We start from the raw sequence: 19,713 nt of genomic DNA, 5'->3' as shown, positions 1-19,713 counted from the left end.
ATAAATAATAAGACAAAACCAATACGTATTAAATGTAAAAGAAGACTAGTGTAAAAACGATTTTGATATAGGCAACTCATGTTAAGGTGATACTAAAATGAGTCGCCAATAAAAGAAGTATTATAAATAGGGAGAATTACCGTGATACTTAAGCAATTTTGGCACTTGCAGTCATGTGAGACTACACCTATTAAAGCTTCACCAATTGCAACTACTTCGATTGTCTTTTCATAAAACTTGCGGGGGTATCGCTTTGTATGACGATACCCTCAGTTAGGGTGAAATTAAAAACGCTTACCAATAGTAAGGCTAAAGACACGAGATAAGACAACGCGCGCATTAAATATAGTTGATTGATCTGCTACCGTTTCACCTGAGTGAAACTTCCCTCTGATAAGTTTCCTGAGTTATTTAGGTTTTTAACATCGACACGAAGATTTAAGGGTACTCGCCGAGATATCATGGAATGTAGGTAGGGCATCAAAGGCTCCAAACGTTGCTACTGTTTTGGCTCCGCATTTAGTAGCAAAGTCGATAGCCTTTGAAACGTTAGTAAAGTTATTTGCCCAGTCAGTAAATTCTGTTTTATTACTCACTAGCGAAGATATTTGATATAAAAAACCACCTACAAACGCATCGCCTGCAGCTGTGGTATCCACAACATATGCCTGAGGGCAAGGATAAGTACCACTAAATGAGCTAGATGAAAAAGTAATAGGCTCGCCACCATCGGTCATTAAAACTAAAGCTACGCCACTATCTACCCAACTTCTAATAGTGGTATCAATATGCTCTATTCCATAAAGCGAGATCAGCTCATCTTTACTCGCTTTAATAACATCAACTGTTTTAGCAACATCCTCAATAACAGATTTAGCTGTGAGTGGTTCATCCCAGAAGGCTGAACGAAAGTTAATGTCAAAGCATGTAACCGAGCCTGATTCTTTAAAGTGTTTTAGCGCATGTAAGGTTGTATTTAATACTAAAGGTTTTGCAAAAGAGCCTGAACAAAAACTCACAATTTTAGGTGTTGAAAATAAAGAGGGCTCTAAATCGGTTATTTGTAAATCGTAATGTGCTGCATCTTTATCGTAAAATTCAAATGTACGTTCACCGTTTTCATCCAACGATACGAACGCGAGTGCCGTCTTCCCTTTTTTTGAAAAGCCAACATAAGATGTGTTTACATTATACATTTTGAGTGCATTTATTAAAAAGCGACCAAATTTATCATTGCCTACTTTACCAAGCAAATAACTTGAACCACCAAGCTTTGCTACGGCTACAGCAACATTAGCAGGTGCGCCTCCGGCAAACTGTGTGAAGTCTAGTTCGCTATTTGATGCCTTATTGTGCATGCAGTCATGTGAGAGTATATCTATTAAAGCTTCACCAATTGCAACTACTTCCATTATATTTTCCTAAAAATTGCGAGGGTATCGCTTTGCATGACGATACCCTAGATTAGAGTAAAATTAAAAACGCTTACCAATAGTAAGGCTAAAGGTACGAGGTAAGACAACGCGCGCATTAAATGTAGTTGCTTGACCTGCTACCGTTTCACCTGCGCGAGGATCTCCCTCTGATAAGCCTTCTGAGTTATTTAGGTTTTTAACATCGGCACGAAGGTAATAACCGTCTTCGTTTTCAAGGGATAAACCAAGGTTTAACATGCCATACATAGGCAGTTCTGCTGTGTTGGCGTCGTCGGCATAACGTTTACCGCTCCAAGAGTAGCTACCATGAATAGCTGCCATACCCCACGAAAAATCTTCAAACTGATAGCTACTAGTTAATTGGCCAAAGTGCTTAGGCACACGTACAGGTAAGTTGCCGTTTATATCAATAGAGGCAGAGCTTCCATTAGCATCTAAGTATTGCGCCGCTGGTGTGTTTACAAATTCGGGTGATTGGTACGTTGCAGATACACCAATGCGCCAGTCTTGAGTGATTTGCAGGTTAAATTCGGCTTCTACACCTAAGGTTTCTGTGTTTCTAAAGGCTTGACGTTGCACTACTTGACCATTTTCAACAGTAGGTACATTAAAGAATAAATCATCCGCAGCGGCGAAGTAACCGGTTACAAATGCTGCGACATCACCTTCGTTATATTTAATGCCCACTTCGGCCATTACCGTTGAAGCTGGTTGTGTTTCGCGCCTCTCAGAGTTATTAAATTGATTAATTTCCTCTTGACTAGTTAGGTTGGTAATCGCCATGTATTTATCTACATCAGGCATACGAAAACCATCTGCATATCGAGTGAATACCGCTAAGTCGTCGTTAAATTTGTAGTTAGCTGCAACTGTCCATGCCATTTCGTTGTATTCAACATCAAAGTTTCGGTAAGTCCCATCACCAAAGGGCAGGGTAATATTCCCATTGACGGTATCAGTATCGCTGGCAAAACTGTCAATTGTGTAATTAGCTTGGTTTTGCGCTTCCCCATCTGCTTTGAGGGTTTCGTACCTTAGGCCCAGATTAAACGACACATCTTCAAGCTCGTATTCAAAGTCAGCAAAGGGCGCCAGGGTATTTTCACTATAAACAATATCGGCAAAACCATGTGATCCAGACTGAATACCTTTGTAAGTACCGCTGGCAATGTCAAGACCTTGTGCATCTGTAAATACAACATCTAAGCGCTGCGGCAGGGGCTCTACTGATTGCAGTGTATTAATTCGATAGTCGGTAACATGGCCATTAATATTAGAGAAGAATAAGCCAAAATTAGCATAAAGAGTCCCTTCGCCTACATCATCAAAGGTGTAGTTGAATCTGGTTTCGTTTTGAAAGTTATCGCCTTCAAAACGTCTATGCCAAAAGCCTGCGTTTATTCCGTATCCATTGGTGTTGTAGGTATTTACGTTGCTTGAATCAGCCAATACAAAGCCGTTTCCTGCATCGCGTATATCGTAACTTAGGTTACCATCAACCATGGCACCTGCAAGGACATCAGTATTTGCAGCATATATAGCTTGTGCTTTACTAGCTAACGATTCGGCGTTACCTACGTTAATGATGCCGGTAAAGGTTGTTAGCATATCGGTATAACGCATTTGATTTGAAAAGACTAAGTTTTCGTTGATTTCAATTTCGGTTGTATTGCCAAAGTAGGTCACATTAGCGTAGTTACCATCTGCAATATCCAAATCAATGTCGCCGCTTGGGGTGTTATTAAGAGTTAATAAACGCGCACCTGCTGAGTTACCGGTGGTGCCATCTCTGATATCCATCCCGCCTGGGATTGTTTTAGCATTGGTGGTTGAGCCTATTAATGGCTGAGGAATAAAAAAGAATGATCTATCGTTTTGTTTATTAAACTCAAAGCGGGTAAAGCCGCTGCCATCTTTAAAAAAGTGCTTAATATTGCCATTAAGCTCACCACCTTGGTTAGCTGTATATCCCGGATCGCGTGTGGAGTCATCCTTGCGATACCAAGCGCCAACAGCATAGGTTGTCTGATCGTCTATTGATCCGCTAACCCAACCTTGTCCACCTAGGCGGTTGTTGCTGTTGGTTTCAAAAAACACATCACCTTGGGTATCATCGGAGCCTTCACGAGAAATAAAATTAATAAACCCAGCTGGCGCGCTACCAACAAAAATTGACGAGGCACCACCACGAATAGCTTCAATGCTGCCAACAAAATTAGACAAACGGGTAAAGCGATCATTTTGAGTAAATAAAATATCTTGATTATAAAACACGGTCATACCATCACGAAGTAGTGCTGTAAACTCTGTTTGCGTTGATAACGGAAAGCCTCGTGGGGCTACGTTGTTACCGGTTTCTCCACCGGTGTCTTCGGCATGAAAACCAGGAATACTTCGCACTAATTCAGCAACACTGTGCGGAGCCAATTGCTCTAACTTTGCTTCGTTAAAGGTAGTTATTGCATTAGTTGATTCGATTTTCTCTTTTGGCCGAGATGTTCCCGTTACAATGATGCGCTCAAACCCTAAATCACTTTTTGCTTCTTGTTGCTCTTGTGACAAGACGCTAGGGGATATGGATAGACCTACAGCGACTGCAATTAGAGTCATTTTTGCTGATACTTTCATTTTTCTGTTCTCTCTTTGTTGTGTGTGTATACAAATTTGCGGTTTTATTAATCAAACATGTCAGTGTTATCAAATTTGTAAATAGAATGTAGAGAACTTAAAATAATAAATCAACTATTATTACTTATTATTTTTTGTACAGCTTTTTGATTGTTTAAGTGAATTTTTTACCTCTGATAAAAAATAAATAAGCAGCCAACGTTACCGATGGCTGCTTTTTAACTTTAAAGTATATTAGTGGTGTGAAAGGCTTGCGTGATCTTGAGAAAAGTTGATAAGTAACGGAAGGTTAGCGCAGCCTACTGATTGAGCCTTGGCGCCAATAGAGCCACTTTGTACTTCACAGCGATTAATACCGCGATGATCAGCCTGGCTCAATTTTAACTTTGTTGCCAAAACTATTTTTTCTCTGACATTGATAGGAATGGCGCCATCAATGACAATCGCCTCAAAATCAAAAATAGCTAAAGAACACAATGCCGCGTAGGCGAGACCATCTGCAACTTGGTCTATCCACTTATCGAGTACGGGGCCTAAGTCTCCCCAATACTCTTTTGAACTCCACAGTATGTCAGTATTGTAGCCATCACCTTTGAGCATTTTTTCGAGAATATACAGTGATGATTGCATAATAAGTTGTTGGGAGGTTAGTTGACCTTCACTATTAAGCATAGGCCTAGGTAATGAGCCTATAGCGCCGGCATTACCTTTTTTACCGGTAAATAAGGTTTCGTTTATAACAACTCCACCACCAATAAAAGTACCAATAAAAATATATAAAAAATCGCTAAAACGAGCAGGATTACCAAAGCTTAATTCAGCTGAACAAGCCGCGGTATCATCATTACATACATACACGGGAAGGTGTACAATTTGATTTATTTTTTCTTTAAAATCAAAAGACTTCCATTCATTCAATACTGCTTTTGGAGCGCCGGCTTCTTCTGTCCAGTTCCAAATTTCGTAAGGGGTTGCAACACCCACACCTAAGATACGCTTGGCTAATTCGTCACTTAAGCTCATTTTAAGTACGCTGATCCCTTTCTCTAAAAAGGTTAGCAAGCTCTGTACTGTGGGGTAAGCGCAGTTTTCGTGCAAAGTTGCGCGTATATTTCCTACTAAGTCAATCAAGGTTAAATCAAAACTGCGACGACCTACTTTTAAGCCAATTCCAAATGCACCATCTGGATTTAACGCAAATGGGATGGTTGGTTGGCCAACCTTGCCACGCTGAGGGTCTTTCCGTATTAATAACGATTCGGCTTCTAAACTATTGATAATTACTGTGACGGCCTGTGCTGAAAGCCCTGTTTTTTGTGCAATTTCAGCTTTTGGAGCACTACCGTGTTGGCGAATTAATGACATAATTCGGCGTTCATTATGAGCACGCAGGCCAGATTGGCTTCGGCCTTCTTGTAAAGAGAGTCGAGGGTTTTTAGATTTGATAATTATTCCTACCTAGTTGTTATTATCTTGAATAACCTGATTAATTGTACACCGAGTGTGTGTAATTGGCGACTATATTAGCTTTATTGCCGGGTTCATTTCTTATTATTAAATTTACGACAGAGTATAAATAAGTCACAGGAGGTTAATAAATAACTATAGTTGATTTATTGACGGAATGATATTTAACTGGTTAAATGCTTTACTTAACATTAACAACTGAGACACGGCAATGACCACACACACACACACACAAACACCTCTTGTCTCCAAGGAGATGGTGGTTCCCTTTATTTTACTTGTTCTGTGCTTTGCTGCATGGGGAGCTGCGGCAAACATGACTGATCCGCTAGTAAAAGTGTTTAGTAAAATTTTTACTATGTCGTCAGTGCAGTCTGCATTGGTACAATTTAGCTACTATGGAGCTTACTTTTGCTTAGCTATTCCGGCGGCATATATCAATAAACGCTTTTCGTATAAAACAGGTGTGTTAACCGGTTTAGGGATGGCTGCAATCGGAGCATTTTTGTTTTATCCCGCCAGCCAAGCAATGACTTATGGTTTTTTTTTAGTGGCTTTGTTTGTGTTAGCTGGAGGCTTATCTATTTTAGAGACATCAGCAAACCCTTATGTAATGGGAATGGGCACCCAACAAGGTGCAACTCGCAGGTTGAATTTGGCGCAATCATTTAACCCTGTCGGTACTAACATTGGTGTTTTTTTAGCCGCTACCCTTATTTTACCAAAGCTCAATACTGCAACCTCTGGTGAGCGCACAAATATGAATAGTGAGCAATTAACTAGCATTATAAGCGCAGAACTTGATGCAGTTATGGTGCCTTATGTTGGTATGGCTTGTGTGTTGGTTTTTATTTGGTTGGCAATTGCGTTTACTAAAACACCTAATTTTTGTAAGCAAAAAAAAGTCTCTAAGCATGTAGAATTTAGTGCAACGTTTAAGCGCTTGTTTAAAAATACCCATTACCGCTTTGGTGTTATCGCCCAGTTTTTTAATGTTGCGGCGCAAACTTGTGTATGGACATTTACCATCCAGTACGTAATGGAGGCACTCGATACAAATGAAGTTACCGGGGGAAGTATTTTACAATACAGTATGATCACCTTTTTAGTTTCTCGATTTGTAATGACCTGGCTTATGGGATTTATTCGTCCTGCCAAACTGTTAATGGCAACCTCTATTATTGCAATGCTGCTGTGTTTTTATATGGTGAAAATGCCAAATATAAGTGGCGTATGGGCGCTGGTAAGTATATCGGCTTGCTTATCATTAATGTTTCCAACTATTTACGCGATTTCACTACATGGGTTAGGCGATGATGCAAAACTAGGTGCTGCTGGTTTAGTAATGGCTATTTTAGGTGGAGCGATAGTTCCTGTATTCCAAGCTGTGTTTATTGATACATACAGTGTCGCGTTTTCTTATGTTGTGCCTGCGGGGTGTTTTATTATTGTTGCAGCTTATGCTGCATTTGATTTAAAAACAAAAGTCAGAGTATTCAATAATGTAGCGCCTTGCTAAATGGATTGGAAACCGAGCCTGAAGGCTCGGTTTTACTTTTTAACTTTTCTCATTTGTAAATCTTCTTTAACCCCAACCTTCATCAGATTAAGATATTAGGCATGTTGATATTCTTATTTAGTTGAAAAATATGTTTTTAGATCTCACCGAAAATACCAGCCAAAATGTTTACTCTTACTTAGTAGGCGGTATCAGCCCTAGGCCTATCGCATGGATAAGTACATTAAATAGCGAAGGTAGTGCAAATATTGCGCCTTATTCATTTTTTACTGTGGCTAGTTGCAAGCCAGCTGTTTTAAGTGTTACGCAAGTAAACCCTAGTGATAAAACGAATAAAGATACGCTCAGTAATCTAATGGCAACTAAAGAATGTGTGGTTAATATTGTCAGCCAAGAGCTAGTTGAAAAAATGAACCAAAGTTGTGCAAATTATCCTAGTGATATAAGCGAGTTTGATGCAGCTAACATTGCCCAAGCTCCAAGTAAGTTAGTTAACGCGCCAAGCGTTGCCGATTCAAAAGTACGGTTTGAATGTAAGTTACGCGAAGTTATTAGTATTTCAAATGAGCCTGGCGGTGGAAAAATGATGTTGCTGGATGTAGTGGGTATTTGTATAGACGATGAAGTGATGAGTGGTGGCTATATTGACCCTGAATTATTAAATGCAGTGGGCAAAATGGGCGGCGATTACTTTAGTACAACCAAAGATAAGTTTTTGCTTAAAAGGCCACAGTTGTAATTTTAATATAAATTCTTCCTTTGTTTGTGCACATTGTTTGCACTTTTACTTGTTAACTTTGTTTTATTAAACGTTAAAGTAAAGGTTCAAGCATTGAAAACACTTCTTAAAACAAAAGCCGTTAATGTAACTAAGTTATTTGCGTTAAGCGCGCTTTGCATCGCTTTAAGTGCATGTAATAGTGATTCAACAAGTACTGCAACAGACGGCGATACAGTCAGTAATAGTGCTCCAACGGTTGATGCTGGTATTGACCAAACTGTTAATGCGGGCGATACAGTTTATTTAAGTTCAGCGGTTGAAGATGACGGTGAAGTATCGGTTAGTTGGTCGCAAACATCAGGCACTACCGTTAGTTTATCTTCAAGTACTGCAACGTCTACAGAGTTTGTTGCTCCAGAGGTATTAACCGATGAAGCACTTGTGTTTGAAATTAGTGCAGATGACGGCACAAACGATGTCGTTGTAGATACAGTTATAGTTAATGTGATTGCTTCATCAGACTCAGATACAGTTGATAATAGTGCAAAACTTACCAGCTGGTTAATTAACAACGATACAACTTCTACATACATACAAAATAATGGTGCAGTGGTTGAAGATGTTCAATCGGTTGAGGTTGTTAGCGTTACTGAGGAAAATGCTGACGTTGAATACATGTACGTGCAAACTACTGACATTCCTAAATATGATGTAACGCTTACACAAGACCAAGTAGACGCGTTAAATAACCGCCCGCGTGCAGCTACCGATTTTTATAACGGTGTAACTTCTGCAGCAGTAGGGCAAACCATTTCTTTTGGTGAAGATATTGGCTATAACAGCAGCACTGAAAACTGCGATGACACAGGCGGTGCAGGTTATTGGCCTCCAGGACCAGGTTGCCCGACAGAACAAACAGTTGAAGCGTATTTTCCTATAACACCTACCGATTTATCTGACACTGAAACTTGTGAAACAGGTTTAGGTACAGTTGGTTTAATGGTTAATGGCACCAGTATATTTAACTGGGGCGATGGTATGAGCTACGGTAATAATATTTGGTATACATTAGCGCCCATTGCTGAGCAATACGATGTTGATGTGTGCGGCGGACATGCTGCTAACGGTGAATATCATCACCATTTTTACACTAGTTGCTTAGCTGATTTACTTGAAGATGATGGCGATGCGCATTCACCTATTTATGGGTTTGCAGCTGATGGCTATCCGCTTTATGGTCCTTATGAAAGTAACGGACAACTAGCATTAAGTGGCTGGGAAATGCGTGATTATGGCGCATCAGAAAGTGAAGGTGGTTGTGGTACTGAGGGCGAACGAAGCTGTACCTTAGTTGATCAATACGATGTTAGCCAAGGCACACAAACAAGTGATGCAGGTCCTGCTATTGGTGCAGAAGTAACGACGCTCTCTGGTAATACATTAAATGCCGACGATGGTTACTACTTTGAAGATTATTACTACGCACAAAAAACAGTAACCGGTGCTCAATTAGATGAGCATAACGGCCACGATACTAACGATGGCAAGGGTTATCACTACCATATAACACTAACGTTAGACAGCGATGGTAAATTACAGCCTTCTTTTCCTTATCAAATAGGGCCTCGTTTTAAAGGTCAATTAGCCGATAATTCAATTGGTCGCTGTGATACGGGCGAAACAATGGGTCCACCACCGGGAATGTAGGAGTAACTATGCGTTATTTTAAATACGCATTGATCCTAACTACTGCTGCGCTATTGAGCTTTAAGCTCTTTGCGCAGCAGGAAATGATGGATCATAGCCATATGCCCATAGCAGTGCCAAATGATATGCCAGTCCCGGCATTAAGCCTTAAGTTATTAAAAGATAGTATGTCGGGTTATAACTTAATTTTAGATACACAGCGTTATGATTTGTCTGTGCCGCCAGAGGGCACGATGAACATGCAACAAATGATGGGCGTGACAACAAACCAAGACACCGGTTTTTTACAAGGTCATGCTCATTTATACATTAATGGGGTTAAAATACAGCGAATTTACGGACAAGCGTTGCATTTACCTGCTAACTTATTTAAAACTGGTATAAATACCGTATCGGTTACTTTAAATAATCATGGTCATATGTATTGGACCGCTCAGGGCAAAAAAATAGTTGCTACGCTGTATGTTAACGATCAAACCAAAGAGTTTATAACATACCGATTTGAAAGCTTTCCTAGCAAGGTTGAAAACACGAATTAATGAAAATTCATAATAAACTTTTTTTAATACTATTTAGTTTTACCTTTAGTGTTATTGCAGGGCTAGTAGTACTTATACAATGGAGTATAGGGCAAGGCGTAATTGATTTTGTTAATGCAAAAGAAGTAAAAGCGCTTGAACCACTTGTTGTGCAACTTGCAAAGCAATACGAACAAAACCCCTCATGGGAACGTGTTGTCGGCAATGGCGAAAATTTTAGAAAACTTATTGAATCGCAGCTAGAAAATAGCCAGTTTTTACCTAGGCCACCAGAAGGTCCAGGCCCCAGAGGGGGAATGATGCGACGGCCGCCACCCGATCATATTCGTTTAGGGGGAGAGCGCCGCCTACCACCTGAAAATATTGCTCACTACGCTTTGCTTGACGAAAATAAGCAGCGAGTAGTGGGTAAATACCTTAGCGATTTAAAATATATAACAACCCCAATTATTGTTAGCGATAAAGTAGTGGGTTACTTAGCAGTTTCTAAAAGAGATAGCTTGGTTGATGGTTATGAGCTTGATTTTTTACAGCAGCAAACTAACTACTTATGGTTTATTGCTTTAGCTGCGGTATTGCTAACATTGCTAGTTACCTTTTTATTGTCTCGCCACTTAGTAAGCCCAGTAAAGCAAATTGCTAACGGTATGCATCGCTTAACGCAAGGTAATTACGAGACCAAACTTACGCTTGAACGAAAAGATGAGTTGGGCCAATTAAGCGAAGATTTTAATACGCTTGCATTTACACTCGCTAAAGATGAGCAAGTACGTAAGCGTTGGCTTGCTAATATTTCTCATGAGCTTAGGACGCCAATGAGCATTTTACTCGGTGAACTTGAAGCTATGCTACTTGGTATACGAGAACCGAACGCAAAAAATATAAGCTCGGCTAACGATGAAGCCCTGCATTTAAAACGCTTAATAGACGACTTGCATATGCTCAATAGCGCAGAGTTAGGAGGTATGCACTACACAATGCAACCTACTGATATGGCGTTATTATTAAATACTATTGAGCAAAAATATCAGGTTTTGCTTGAACAACATAATATAAAAATATACCTGCTAAATAGCGCTAAATACATAACTGTACAAGCAGATAAAACACGCCTTTTGCAGCTACTCGATAATATTTTAATGAACGCCGTACACTATGCACAATGTACAACTATTTCATTAACAGCTAAAAATATAAGTATTAAAGGGCAAACTTATTTAGAGCTTATAATTGAAGATAATGGTGTAGGTGTAGAGCAGTCGCATTTATCGCATTTGTTTGAGTATTTATATCGAGTAGATAGTTCGCGTAATCGCCAAGAGGGCGGTTCGGGCTTAGGTTTATCTATTTGCCAGCATATAGTTAAAGGTCATAAAGGTGAAATAGCTGCAGAAAAAGCCAGCTTAGGCGGCCTTGCTATTATTATTAGATTGCCAACTATTTAGTTTATAAAAATAAAGTTGAGGTTACCTACAGAGATGCCTATGAGTGAACAAATACTGATTGTGGAAGATGAAGTAAAGCTAGCTAACTTAATGAGTGACTTTTTAAGTAGCCATCACTTTATTACTCATCAAATACATCACGGGGATGAAGTATTACCTTGGCTTGAAATTAACAGGCCGAGTGTGATTTTGCTAGACATAATGTTACCAGGCCAAAGTGGTATTGAACTGTGTAAAGCAATTAGGCGCTTTTCAAACGTGCCTATTATTATGGTATCGGCAAAAGTAGAAGAAATAGATAGGCTGCTTGGGCTTGAATTAGGTGCAGATGATTATATTTGTAAGCCGTTTAGTTATGCTGAGCTGGTGGCACGCGTAAAAGCTATTTTAAGGCGATTAAATAACGCAAGTGACGTTACAGAGTCAACAATGAAGCTTGACGAAAGCAGCTATAGCGTAAAATATAAATCAAACAGTATAGAATTGACGAACTTTGAATTTCAGCTATTTAAACCTTTGTTTAATAACCCAAATCGTATTTATTCGCGCGATAGCTTAATGGACACTATGTACGCCGATCAGCGTATTGTGAGCCATCGTACTATTGATAGCCATATTAAAAAGTTGCGTAAAAAACTAGATGAAGTGACACAAACTGAAAGTGTTATTCAGTCTGTTTATGGGGTTGGCTACCGGTTTGTGCATCCACAGTAAGGTGGAATGAGCTATGACGATGAGTTACTCATCGTCGTCAGCATTTTTAATTCGCTCTAAACGGTCAAACTCTTCGTATTCTGCTGCTTGGATTTCATCAAGAATAGAATCTACATCAGCAAGTTCGTCGCTGTCTTCAAATTCACCTGTAAGCGTTGAATTAGGCGTTAAATTGGCCTCTTCAAATAGTGCCCACATTTCTTTAGCGTATTGAGTTTTTAGTATGCTTGGCGCAAATTCACCATAGTAGCGGCGTATGTTATTTACATCGCGTGCAAACATAGCTTGTGCACTGTTATTTGCTGAAGCGTTAACGGCTTGCGGTAAATCTATAATAACAGGGCCGTTATTATCTACAAGTACATTAAACTCAGATAAATCACCGTGTATTATACCAGCGCAAAGCATAAGCTTAATGTAATGTATCATGAGTTTATACTGCTCAATCGCTTGCTCTTCACTAAAAACGACATGTCCTAGTTGAGGGGCCACGTTACCATCTTTATCAGAGACGAGCTCCATAAGCAGCACGCCATCAATACAAAAGTAAGTATCAGGAACACGTACACCCACGCTAGCTAAACGAGATAACGCATCAACTTCGGCATTTTGCCAAATTTCTTCTTCTAATTGGCGGCCATAGCTCGAACGTTTACCCATAGCACGCGCTTGGCGCCCACCACGTACTTTTCGGCCTTCTTGATATTGTGCCGCTTTTTTAAAACTACGTTTAACCGCATCTTTATACACTTTCGCACAGCGAATATGTTCACCACAACGCACAATAAATACATCGGCTTCTTTACCGCTCATTAGTCGGCTTATTACTTCGTCAATAAGGCCATCATCAACAAGAGGTTGTAGGCGTTTAGGTATTTTCACAGATTGCCTGCTAAGTAGGGTTGGTTATTAATCATTATTTATGAAAGTGCTCTGTATTTGTTTGTTTAATTGGCTCAAGCAGTATATCAGCTTTGAGAATTAAGGGCAGTAACACTACTGCCAGAGAGTAATTAATCGTATTATTTTATTAGCTTATATATTGATTGCAAAGCAATCAACCAGAACTTTTTTTGGAGCATCAGTTTTTATTAAAATAATTTATTACTTCCTCATTATTTGCACATTGTTTGCGTTTTTAAAGCGTAAGCTTAGTTTAATTCTTAAATACGAGGTTATTACTATGAAGCATTTTTCAACTCTTGCCACTGTGGCAATATTATCTATTGCTTTTTCAGCTAATGTAGCTGCTCGAGGCGGTGACAATCCTCCTGAAAAACCTGACTTTTCAACTATTGATACTGATGGTGATGGCGTAATTAGCTTTGAAGAGTTTAGTGCTAAAAAACCGCCGCACGGTGATGCACTAACAATTTTTGATTCTATAGATGCCGATGGTAATGGCGAAATTACTGAACAAGAGCTTAGCGATCATAAGCCACCTCGCCGTGAACGTTGAAAGGATACTAAAATGATTAATAATATTGGCAGCAGCTCTGCGAGTTTTGTGCCGCAACAAAGTAGTCAAACCGCAAAATTAACAACAGAGCAAAGTGATTTTGTTAAAGAAACGCTTGCACAGTTTGATGCAGAAAACTTAACTAGCGACGATGCGCAAAGTATTCAAGCGGCATTTAAAGAACAAGGTATTGAACCAACAAAAGAGCTTGCTGATTTAATGGGCGAACTCGAGTTTGATGCTAAAAGCATTGGTGATGCAGGAAGAGCAGAGGGTCAAAGACCGCCGCCACCGCCACAAAACTCATTAGAGTCAGTCGATACAGACGAGGTAGTGAGCTACTTAGATGAGCTCTTAACTGAGTATTCAAACCAGTTGTCTGATGAAGATAAAGAATCAATCCTTGCATCAGTGCAAGAGAAGTTTGGTTTAAGTGAAGGCGATTCACTGCTAAATGTAACTGCTTAGGTGTTATAACTTAGAGTAAAGCTGACTGTTACTCGAAAGTCTTAAGTCCAAAGCCCAACGGTTAATTCTGTTGGGCTTTTTTTATTGGCTTAATTTAACCGTGTTTCTATTTTACTGGTGCCATCTTCTTCGGTAAATTTAAATACAAAATCTTTTTTACCGTCTTGGTTTATATCTACTAGAAGAATATCTTTATTATTTTTAGGCAGCGTTAGCTTTAATTTTTTGCGTTTATCATTTAGCAGTGAGTCTTGCTCTCCATAATAAATATACAGCGTTTTTTTACTGTATTTGTATACCGCATCAATATAGCTATCGCCGTTAATATCACCTAAATAGAGAGCCGGTTCTGATTCATCGCCATTCATCCCCACTTCCATTTCTAAATCAAGCTTAATACTCGATTTATTGGCAAATGAGCCGTCGGGTTGCTGCTTATAAAGATTCATTTCTACATCTACATCAGTACTGCCACCGCCTAATGCCATAGATGCGATAGTACCTAAGCCAATATCTAAGTCCATTTTTTGTAAATCAATTAAGCCATCATTATTAAAATCAGTTTTGAGCAATAACTCACTAGGGCCCTGTGTTTCAAATAAGGTAATGGGCGTATTACTAAAGCCTTTAGCACTCCCTAGGTACAAAGTATGTGCTATTTTTATATCTAACGAGTCCATACCTTGCGTAGGTTTAAACTGTCTAGTTGTAAAATCTAGGAATCCGTCGTTATTAATATCAATAATTTGCTTTATTTTACGAGTCTCGCCATTGCTTAGCTCGCCTAGCTCAATGTTAAAATCAATTGAGGTGAGCTTTTGCTCAAAGCCCTCTGAATTAGCAAGTAGTACATCTGCTCCAAAGTCATTTGAAAAAACCAGGTCGTTTAATCCGTCGTGGTTAAAATCGATAACCACAGGTTTATTGTTAATATTAACTTCTAGAGAAAGCCCTTTTCCTGAAAAGCGGCCTTCATACTTAGGCGTTTGTTTAAATTTGTTAGGCTTAAAGCTGCCATCTTTATTTTGAATGTATAAAGTACTGCTTGCTAACCCAGGGATAAAAATATCGCTTAGACCGTCATTGTTAGCATCGAAAACAAAGTCTACTTTTTCAAATTTATCTATTTTTAATTGATTAAGAACCGACTCATAATTAAACAACAATGTTGGTTTACCTGTTTGGGCTTTATATACGCCATCACTTGTTAGTACGAGTGCTTGTTTATCGGTGATGTTAGCAAGTGTTGCCACATCAAACCCGATGGCGTTTTTTGGTAAAGCAAGTTCACTACTAAGTGATGTAAGTAAATTGATGGCTTCTAATTGTTTTGATTCTTTATTATATGCAAATAAAATCTCTGAATCGGTTGATACTAATTCATCCGTTGTTTTTATTGCCATTGTTTGAGCTATAACGCTTATGGGGGTAAGTAAAGTGATGAGTGAATAGCAAAGTGGTTTTATCATGCAAATTCCTTTTTTATATTTAGTTGTATCGTTAAAGTTTTTATTATTTAAGCAGCGTCAGCGCATAATTTTGCCTACTATCCAGCGCTGGGGCTTTTTATACACATGTAAGTTGGATTATATTTAGCCTACGCTAATTACTATTTACTGGGTGTAAGCAATTGTAAGATTATGTTTTAGGAAGGGACTGTTGACCTTTAAGGATTGAAACTTGTTCAATCTAAGGACGATTTAATCGCGGCGCGAGGTTTGTAACCTAGTAACAAAGAGTCAATCACCTGCAAAGATAAGCAAGCCCTAATAAAAAAGGTAGCGCAAAACTAGTATGGTAGCTAAGCGCTTTTAGAAGGAGGGGGTTAACTACACAGCTTATTTTGCCCGTGCAGATAAGCGTCTACAGAATCTACTTCCATCGGTTTTGAAAAGTAATAACCTTGTAGGTGAGATACACCAATTTTAGTGAGTGTGTTTGCTTGCTCAATAGTTTCAACGCCTTCTGCAACAACAGTAAAATCTAAAGTAGAGGCCATTTGTACAATTGCATGAATAATACTTAACCCTCTTTTATCCATATTTTGAATAAAGCTTCTGTCTATTTTTACTATATCTACACCAATATCAAGCATGCTTGATAGTGATGAGTAGCCTGTACCAAAATCATCAATTGAAATACAAAAGCCTTGTTTTTGTAGTGCTTTAACTGCTGTCAAAAATGTGAGTTTATCCTCGGCAAATACTGACTCAGTAATTTCTATGTGTAGGTTTTTAGGTTCTACCTGGTGGCGATTTACTATTTTTAATACCTTAGATACAAAATCAGGATCTTGTAGCTGAATAACCGATACGTTTACGCTTATAGCAATTTGTGGTTGTAAGTGACTTAATTTTGTTGCTTGTATACATGCCTGTTCTATTACCCAAATACCTAACTCGGTTATTAAACCGTATTGCTCGGCAATAGCTATAAATTCATCAGGAAAAATATTTTCACCATCTAGTTGCCAGCGTAATAATGATTCAAAAGAGGTTACTTTTGAGGTTTTGCTATCAACAATTGGTTGAAATACTAGCCTTAAACTATTTTCTTCTATAGCACTGGCTAAGCGTTGACTCAAAAGATACTCCCTTTCTTGTATTAATTTGAGTGAATCGTTATAAATATTGATATTACCTTTCGCCATGCGTTTTTGGTGATACATTGCAGTATCAGCAGAGCGAATTAAAGTATTAAAATCACTCCCGTGCTCAGGATACATGGCAATACCAATAGTTGCAGATACCCATTTTTGATATTTATATGTTTCATGCTCGGCACCAATGCTTTGAAGTACTTTATCTGCAAACTCGATAAGCTCAGCTTGTTTTTGATACGTTGCTAAAATTAAAAACTCATCCCCGCCCCATCGGCATTTAAATAGCTGTTGATTGCATACATTACTAATTCTTCGTGCTATTTCTTTTAATACTTTATCGCCTACTTTATGACCCAACGAATCATTTATTTGTTTAAACCCATCTAAATCTACGAATAATAAAGCAAAGGGTTCTTGAGGGTTGTCTGCTAGTTGTCTGTTTGCATTTTTTAAAAATGCGGTTCGGTTTAATAGATTTGTAAGTGGATCGGTATTCGATAAACGGTAGATTTCTTCTGTGCGTTGCTCAACCTTGTTTTCCATTTCATTAAGCAGCTCTCTGTTTTGGTTTTTGAGCTTGATTGCGCTGTGTGTAAATGTGGCTGATTTGTACGATGAAGCCACCATAATAGCAGTAAATGCTAGGCCTAAAATACCGAGGACAGAGTTGTAGTTTTCGTTAGAAAAGGTTAATAAAAAAGAGTAGGGCGCCAGTAAAATAATGCTATAGAGTACAGCGGTTACTCGACTTCCTGAAAGCAGATTTGCAGAGCCTCCTGCAAAGGCAGATAAAATAGCAATCGTGGTTGTCGTCTCTATTGCTGATGAGGTGCTATGAAACCAAAGTGCATACCCACACCACGATAGCGCAGTTAAAATACACCCCGTTGAAAATCTTTTTGAATATGTGTCAGCATTAAATAGCGGGCTATCCTTTTTGGTTTTATAAAACCATATTACATCAATAGCGCGAGCTGCTAATAAGACAACCATAATGCTTAGCCAAATACTTTTTTCGTAGGATATTTTCTGGTTATTTAAATCAAAAGCAAACACTAATATAAAACTGACTACAGTCGAAATGGCAATGCCAGAGATGGCATTAGAGTATAAAATTTTAACGGTTTCTCTGCGTTCTTCACTATTTAGATTTTTATATGGCACTAAGTAAAACCTTATACAAAAGTCACTCCAACTAGCGATGGAGAAACGTTCAAGAAATACAGCAAATATTTCAGATGAACAAAAGCGTATTAAACATCGATTAGTTAGGCTCTAATCCTGAGTATAAGAATAAATATAGTTTATGAAAGCAAAAAAAAAAGCTAGCACAGTAAAAAGGCTCATAATAAATAATTATTATGAGCCTTAAAATTATTAAGCAGGTTAAAGTGTTAACGACTTTACTTGCTGTTTAGTAGATTTAGCCTTCGAAATCACTATCGTTATGGCGCTCTGCCATTTGATCTTCTTCAGGGCCCCATGTGCGATTTACGCGACGACCGCGCTTTACAGCAGGGCGATCAGCAACTTGTTTTGCCCAACGAACAACATGAGTGTATGAGGCAACATCTAAAAATTCAGCTGCATCGTATAAGTCGCCTAAAACAAGCGAGCCATACCAAGGCCAAATTGCAATATCGGCGATTGAGTATTCATCACCGGCCATGTATTCATTTTCGCTTAAATGACGATTTAACACGTCAAGTTGGCGTTTAGTTTCCATGGTAAAACGATCAATAGGGTATTGCATTTTACTTGGGGCGTAGCTATAAAAGTGACCAAAACCACCACCTAAGTATGGCGCTGAACCCATTTGCCAAAATAGCCAGTTACGACACTCTGTTTTAGCTTTTAAATCTTTAGGGATGAGTACATCAAATTTTTCAGCCAAATACTGTAAAATAGAACCTGATTCAAAGATGCGAGTAGGTGGAGTGGTTGAATGATCCATTAGCGCTGGGATTTTTGAGTTTGGATTAATATCAACAAAGTCAGATCCAAACTGATCGCCATCACCTATGTTTATTAAATATGCGTCATAGTCTGCATCGGTGCAACCAAGCTGTAAAAGCTCTTCAAACATGATTGTAGCTTTTTGGCCATTTGGCGTAGCAAGAGAATAAAGCTGAAATGCGTGCTCGCCAATAGGTAGAGTTTTGTCATGAGTCGCGCCTGCAATTGGGCGGTTAATGCTGGCAAATTTACCGCCACTTTCACTTTCCCACGTCCATACTTTTGGTGGCGTGTATTCGTTTTGATCACTCATAAATAACCTCAATGTTAAATGGAAATGTTTAATACTTACTCATAAATGTGGCCATAAAAAATTAATTAAAGGCCCTAAATATTTAATTTACCGACCTTTTAATTTATCGGCTTTTGCTAATCTATAACCTAAAAACAACCCGCTTAGCGCTCCAAATAAATGGCTTTCAAACGATACTTGATAGCGCTGAGGTAAAACACCCCATATAAAACCGCTATAGAGTATAGCCACTACAACTGCAATTATAATTGATTTTAATGAGCGTCTTACTAAGCCGTAGCATAGAATAAAGCCCCATAAACCATATATAACACCGCTTAAACCAACATGTATGTTACTGCGCCCAAATGCCCAAACTAAAAGTCCACCGACTAGAGCGGTAAAAATAAATACGTTATAAAAACGTTTTACGCTGTACTGGCAAATTAGCCAACTTAATACTACAAATGGGATCATGTTACTGGCAAAGTGCCACCAGCTACCATGTAAAAAAGGGGCGCATAGTATGCCAATTAATCCTTGGATACTGCGTGGATATATGCCTAAACCATTAAGGTTTATGCCAGGTAGACTATTGATCACTTGTAGTACAAAGCAAATAACAACAATACTAAATATTGCGAAACGGGTACTAGTTAGTAATGACAGTGTGGTTGGCTTGGTTGCCATATAATCGCCCTAATTGACTTTAAGAGTTGCCAGTATAGGAATTGTATTTGCTAATGAAAAGCAATTAAAA

16 protein-coding genes are annotated in these 19,713 nt (G+C 38.8%); 8 read left to right on the top strand and 8 right to left on the bottom strand.

Translation table 11 applies throughout. From position 1 onward, the window contains the following. Window positions 1-419 precede the first annotated feature (419 nt). The 3 genes from H5120_RS04655 to H5120_RS04645 all read right to left on the bottom strand — a co-directional run bounded on the left by H5120_RS04655 (window position 420) and on the right by H5120_RS04645 (window position 5,456). A complete protein-coding gene (locus H5120_RS04655) occupies window positions 420-1,412 on the bottom strand; it encodes a carbohydrate kinase (RefSeq protein ID WP_182673746.1) in 993 nt (330 codons plus the stop codon). A 63-nt stretch (window positions 1,413-1,475) separates the two neighbouring features. After that, on the bottom strand, window positions 1,476-4,064 hold the full coding sequence (locus tag H5120_RS04650; RefSeq protein ID WP_182673745.1) for a TonB-dependent receptor: 2,589 nt from the start codon (window positions 4,062-4,064) through the stop codon (window positions 1,476-1,478). A 234-nt stretch (window positions 4,065-4,298) separates the two neighbouring features. Next, entirely contained in the window at window positions 4,299-5,456 is a 1,158-nt protein-coding gene (locus H5120_RS04645; RefSeq protein ID WP_220487047.1) for an ROK family transcriptional regulator, read from the bottom strand. A gap of 286 nt (window positions 5,457-5,742) precedes the next feature. Here H5120_RS04645 and fucP point away from each other — a divergent pair, with 286 nt between their 5' ends. The 6 genes from fucP to H5120_RS04615 all read left to right on the top strand — a co-directional run bounded on the left by fucP (window position 5,743) and on the right by H5120_RS04615 (window position 12,176). Next, on the top strand, window positions 5,743-7,050 hold the full coding sequence (gene fucP, locus H5120_RS04640; protein WP_029753314.1) for an L-fucose:H+ symporter permease: 1,308 nt from the start codon (window positions 5,743-5,745) through the stop codon (window positions 7,048-7,050). 130 nt (window positions 7,051-7,180) lie between these two features. Further along, entirely contained in the window at window positions 7,181-7,789 is a 609-nt protein-coding gene (locus H5120_RS04635; protein ID WP_182673744.1) for a flavin reductase family protein, read from the top strand. Between the two features lie 33 nt (window positions 7,790-7,822). Continuing rightward, window positions 7,823-9,478 (top strand): YHYH protein, encoded by a 1,656-nt coding sequence (locus tag H5120_RS04630; protein ID WP_182673743.1) that lies wholly within the window; start codon window positions 7,823-7,825, stop codon window positions 9,476-9,478. 8 nt (window positions 9,479-9,486) lie between these two features. Continuing rightward, window positions 9,487-10,017: a hypothetical protein gene (locus tag H5120_RS04625; RefSeq protein WP_182673742.1), complete on the top strand. Its 531-nt coding sequence runs from the start codon at window positions 9,487-9,489 to the stop codon at window positions 10,015-10,017. Beyond that, window positions 10,017-11,462: an ATP-binding protein gene (locus H5120_RS04620; RefSeq protein WP_182673741.1), complete on the top strand. Its 1,446-nt coding sequence runs from the start codon at window positions 10,017-10,019 to the stop codon at window positions 11,460-11,462. Before H5120_RS04625 ends, H5120_RS04620 begins: the two co-directional genes overlap by 1 nt. A gap of 39 nt (window positions 11,463-11,501) precedes the next feature. Continuing rightward, window positions 11,502-12,176 (top strand): response regulator, encoded by a 675-nt coding sequence (locus tag H5120_RS04615; protein ID WP_182673740.1) that lies wholly within the window; start codon window positions 11,502-11,504, stop codon window positions 12,174-12,176. A gap of 24 nt (window positions 12,177-12,200) precedes the next feature. Here the strand turns inward: H5120_RS04615 and H5120_RS04610 are convergent, their stop codons facing one another. Further along, a complete protein-coding gene (locus H5120_RS04610; protein ID WP_182673739.1) occupies window positions 12,201-13,058 on the bottom strand; it encodes a PA4780 family RIO1-like protein kinase in 858 nt (285 codons plus the stop codon). Window positions 13,059-13,359: 301 nt separating this feature from the next. Here H5120_RS04610 and H5120_RS04605 point away from each other — a divergent pair, with 301 nt between their 5' ends. Together H5120_RS04605 and H5120_RS04600 are read left to right on the top strand one after the other, a co-directional pair. Beyond that, window positions 13,360-13,635, top strand: a complete 276-nt coding sequence (locus tag H5120_RS04605; RefSeq protein ID WP_182673738.1) for an EF-hand domain-containing protein — start codon at window positions 13,360-13,362, stop codon at window positions 13,633-13,635. Window positions 13,636-13,647: 12 nt separating this feature from the next. Beyond that, window positions 13,648-14,103, top strand: coding sequence for a hypothetical protein (locus H5120_RS04600; protein WP_182673737.1), 456 nt, complete (start codon window positions 13,648-13,650; stop codon window positions 14,101-14,103). 89 nt (window positions 14,104-14,192) lie between these two features. Here H5120_RS04600 and H5120_RS04595 read toward each other — a convergent pair whose 3' ends face one another. The 4 genes from H5120_RS04595 to H5120_RS04580 form a co-directional block, all read right to left on the bottom strand. Then, on the bottom strand, window positions 14,193-15,572 hold the full coding sequence (locus H5120_RS04595; protein WP_182673736.1) for a VCBS repeat-containing protein: 1,380 nt from the start codon (window positions 15,570-15,572) through the stop codon (window positions 14,193-14,195). Window positions 15,573-15,928: 356 nt separating this feature from the next. Further along, window positions 15,929-17,869: an EAL domain-containing protein gene (locus H5120_RS04590; RefSeq protein ID WP_182673735.1), complete on the bottom strand. Its 1,941-nt coding sequence runs from the start codon at window positions 17,867-17,869 to the stop codon at window positions 15,929-15,931. A gap of 259 nt (window positions 17,870-18,128) precedes the next feature. Beyond that, complete coding sequence (gene yghU, locus H5120_RS04585; protein WP_138489477.1) at window positions 18,129-18,974, bottom strand: glutathione-dependent disulfide-bond oxidoreductase; 846 nt, start codon at window positions 18,972-18,974, stop codon at window positions 18,129-18,131. An 87-nt stretch (window positions 18,975-19,061) separates the two neighbouring features. Next, on the bottom strand, window positions 19,062-19,643 hold the full coding sequence (locus tag H5120_RS04580) for a rhomboid family intramembrane serine protease (RefSeq protein ID WP_182670862.1): 582 nt from the start codon (window positions 19,641-19,643) through the stop codon (window positions 19,062-19,064). Between the last annotated feature and the right edge of the window lie 70 nt (window positions 19,644-19,713).

The sequence above is a fragment of the Pseudoalteromonas sp. SR43-2 genome (assembly GCF_014163885.1).
In the GTDB taxonomy this organism is placed as follows: domain Bacteria; phylum Pseudomonadota; class Gammaproteobacteria; order Enterobacterales; family Alteromonadaceae; genus Pseudoalteromonas; species Pseudoalteromonas distincta.
Note: the sequence above shows the minus strand (reverse complement) of the source record. Positions and strands in the feature narration are given on the sequence as shown.

Coding starts and splice junctions, on each gene's coding strand:
- H5120_RS04595 (WP_182673736.1), bottom strand. CDS start 15,572: ATGATAAAACCACTTTGCTATTCACTCATCACTTTACTTACCCCCATA.
- H5120_RS04625 (WP_182673742.1), top strand. CDS start 9,487: ATGCGTTATTTTAAATACGCATTGATCCTAACTACTGCTGCGCTATTG.
- H5120_RS04615 (WP_182673740.1), top strand. CDS start 11,502: ATGAGTGAACAAATACTGATTGTGGAAGATGAAGTAAAGCTAGCTAAC.
- fucP (WP_029753314.1), top strand. CDS start 5,743: ATGACCACACACACACACACACAAACACCTCTTGTCTCCAAGGAGATG.
- H5120_RS04600 (WP_182673737.1), top strand. CDS start 13,648: ATGATTAATAATATTGGCAGCAGCTCTGCGAGTTTTGTGCCGCAACAA.
- H5120_RS04605 (WP_182673738.1), top strand. CDS start 13,360: ATGAAGCATTTTTCAACTCTTGCCACTGTGGCAATATTATCTATTGCT.
- H5120_RS04580 (WP_182670862.1), bottom strand. CDS start 19,643: ATGGCAACCAAGCCAACCACACTGTCATTACTAACTAGTACCCGTTTC.
- H5120_RS04635 (WP_182673744.1), top strand. CDS start 7,181: ATGTTTTTAGATCTCACCGAAAATACCAGCCAAAATGTTTACTCTTAC.
- yghU (WP_138489477.1), bottom strand. CDS start 18,974: ATGAGTGATCAAAACGAATACACGCCACCAAAAGTATGGACGTGGGAA.
- H5120_RS04655 (WP_182673746.1), bottom strand. CDS start 1,412: ATGGAAGTAGTTGCAATTGGTGAAGCTTTAATAGATATACTCTCACAT.
- H5120_RS04650 (WP_182673745.1), bottom strand. CDS start 4,064: ATGAAAGTATCAGCAAAAATGACTCTAATTGCAGTCGCTGTAGGTCTA.
- H5120_RS04620 (WP_182673741.1), top strand. CDS start 10,017: ATGAAAATTCATAATAAACTTTTTTTAATACTATTTAGTTTTACCTTT.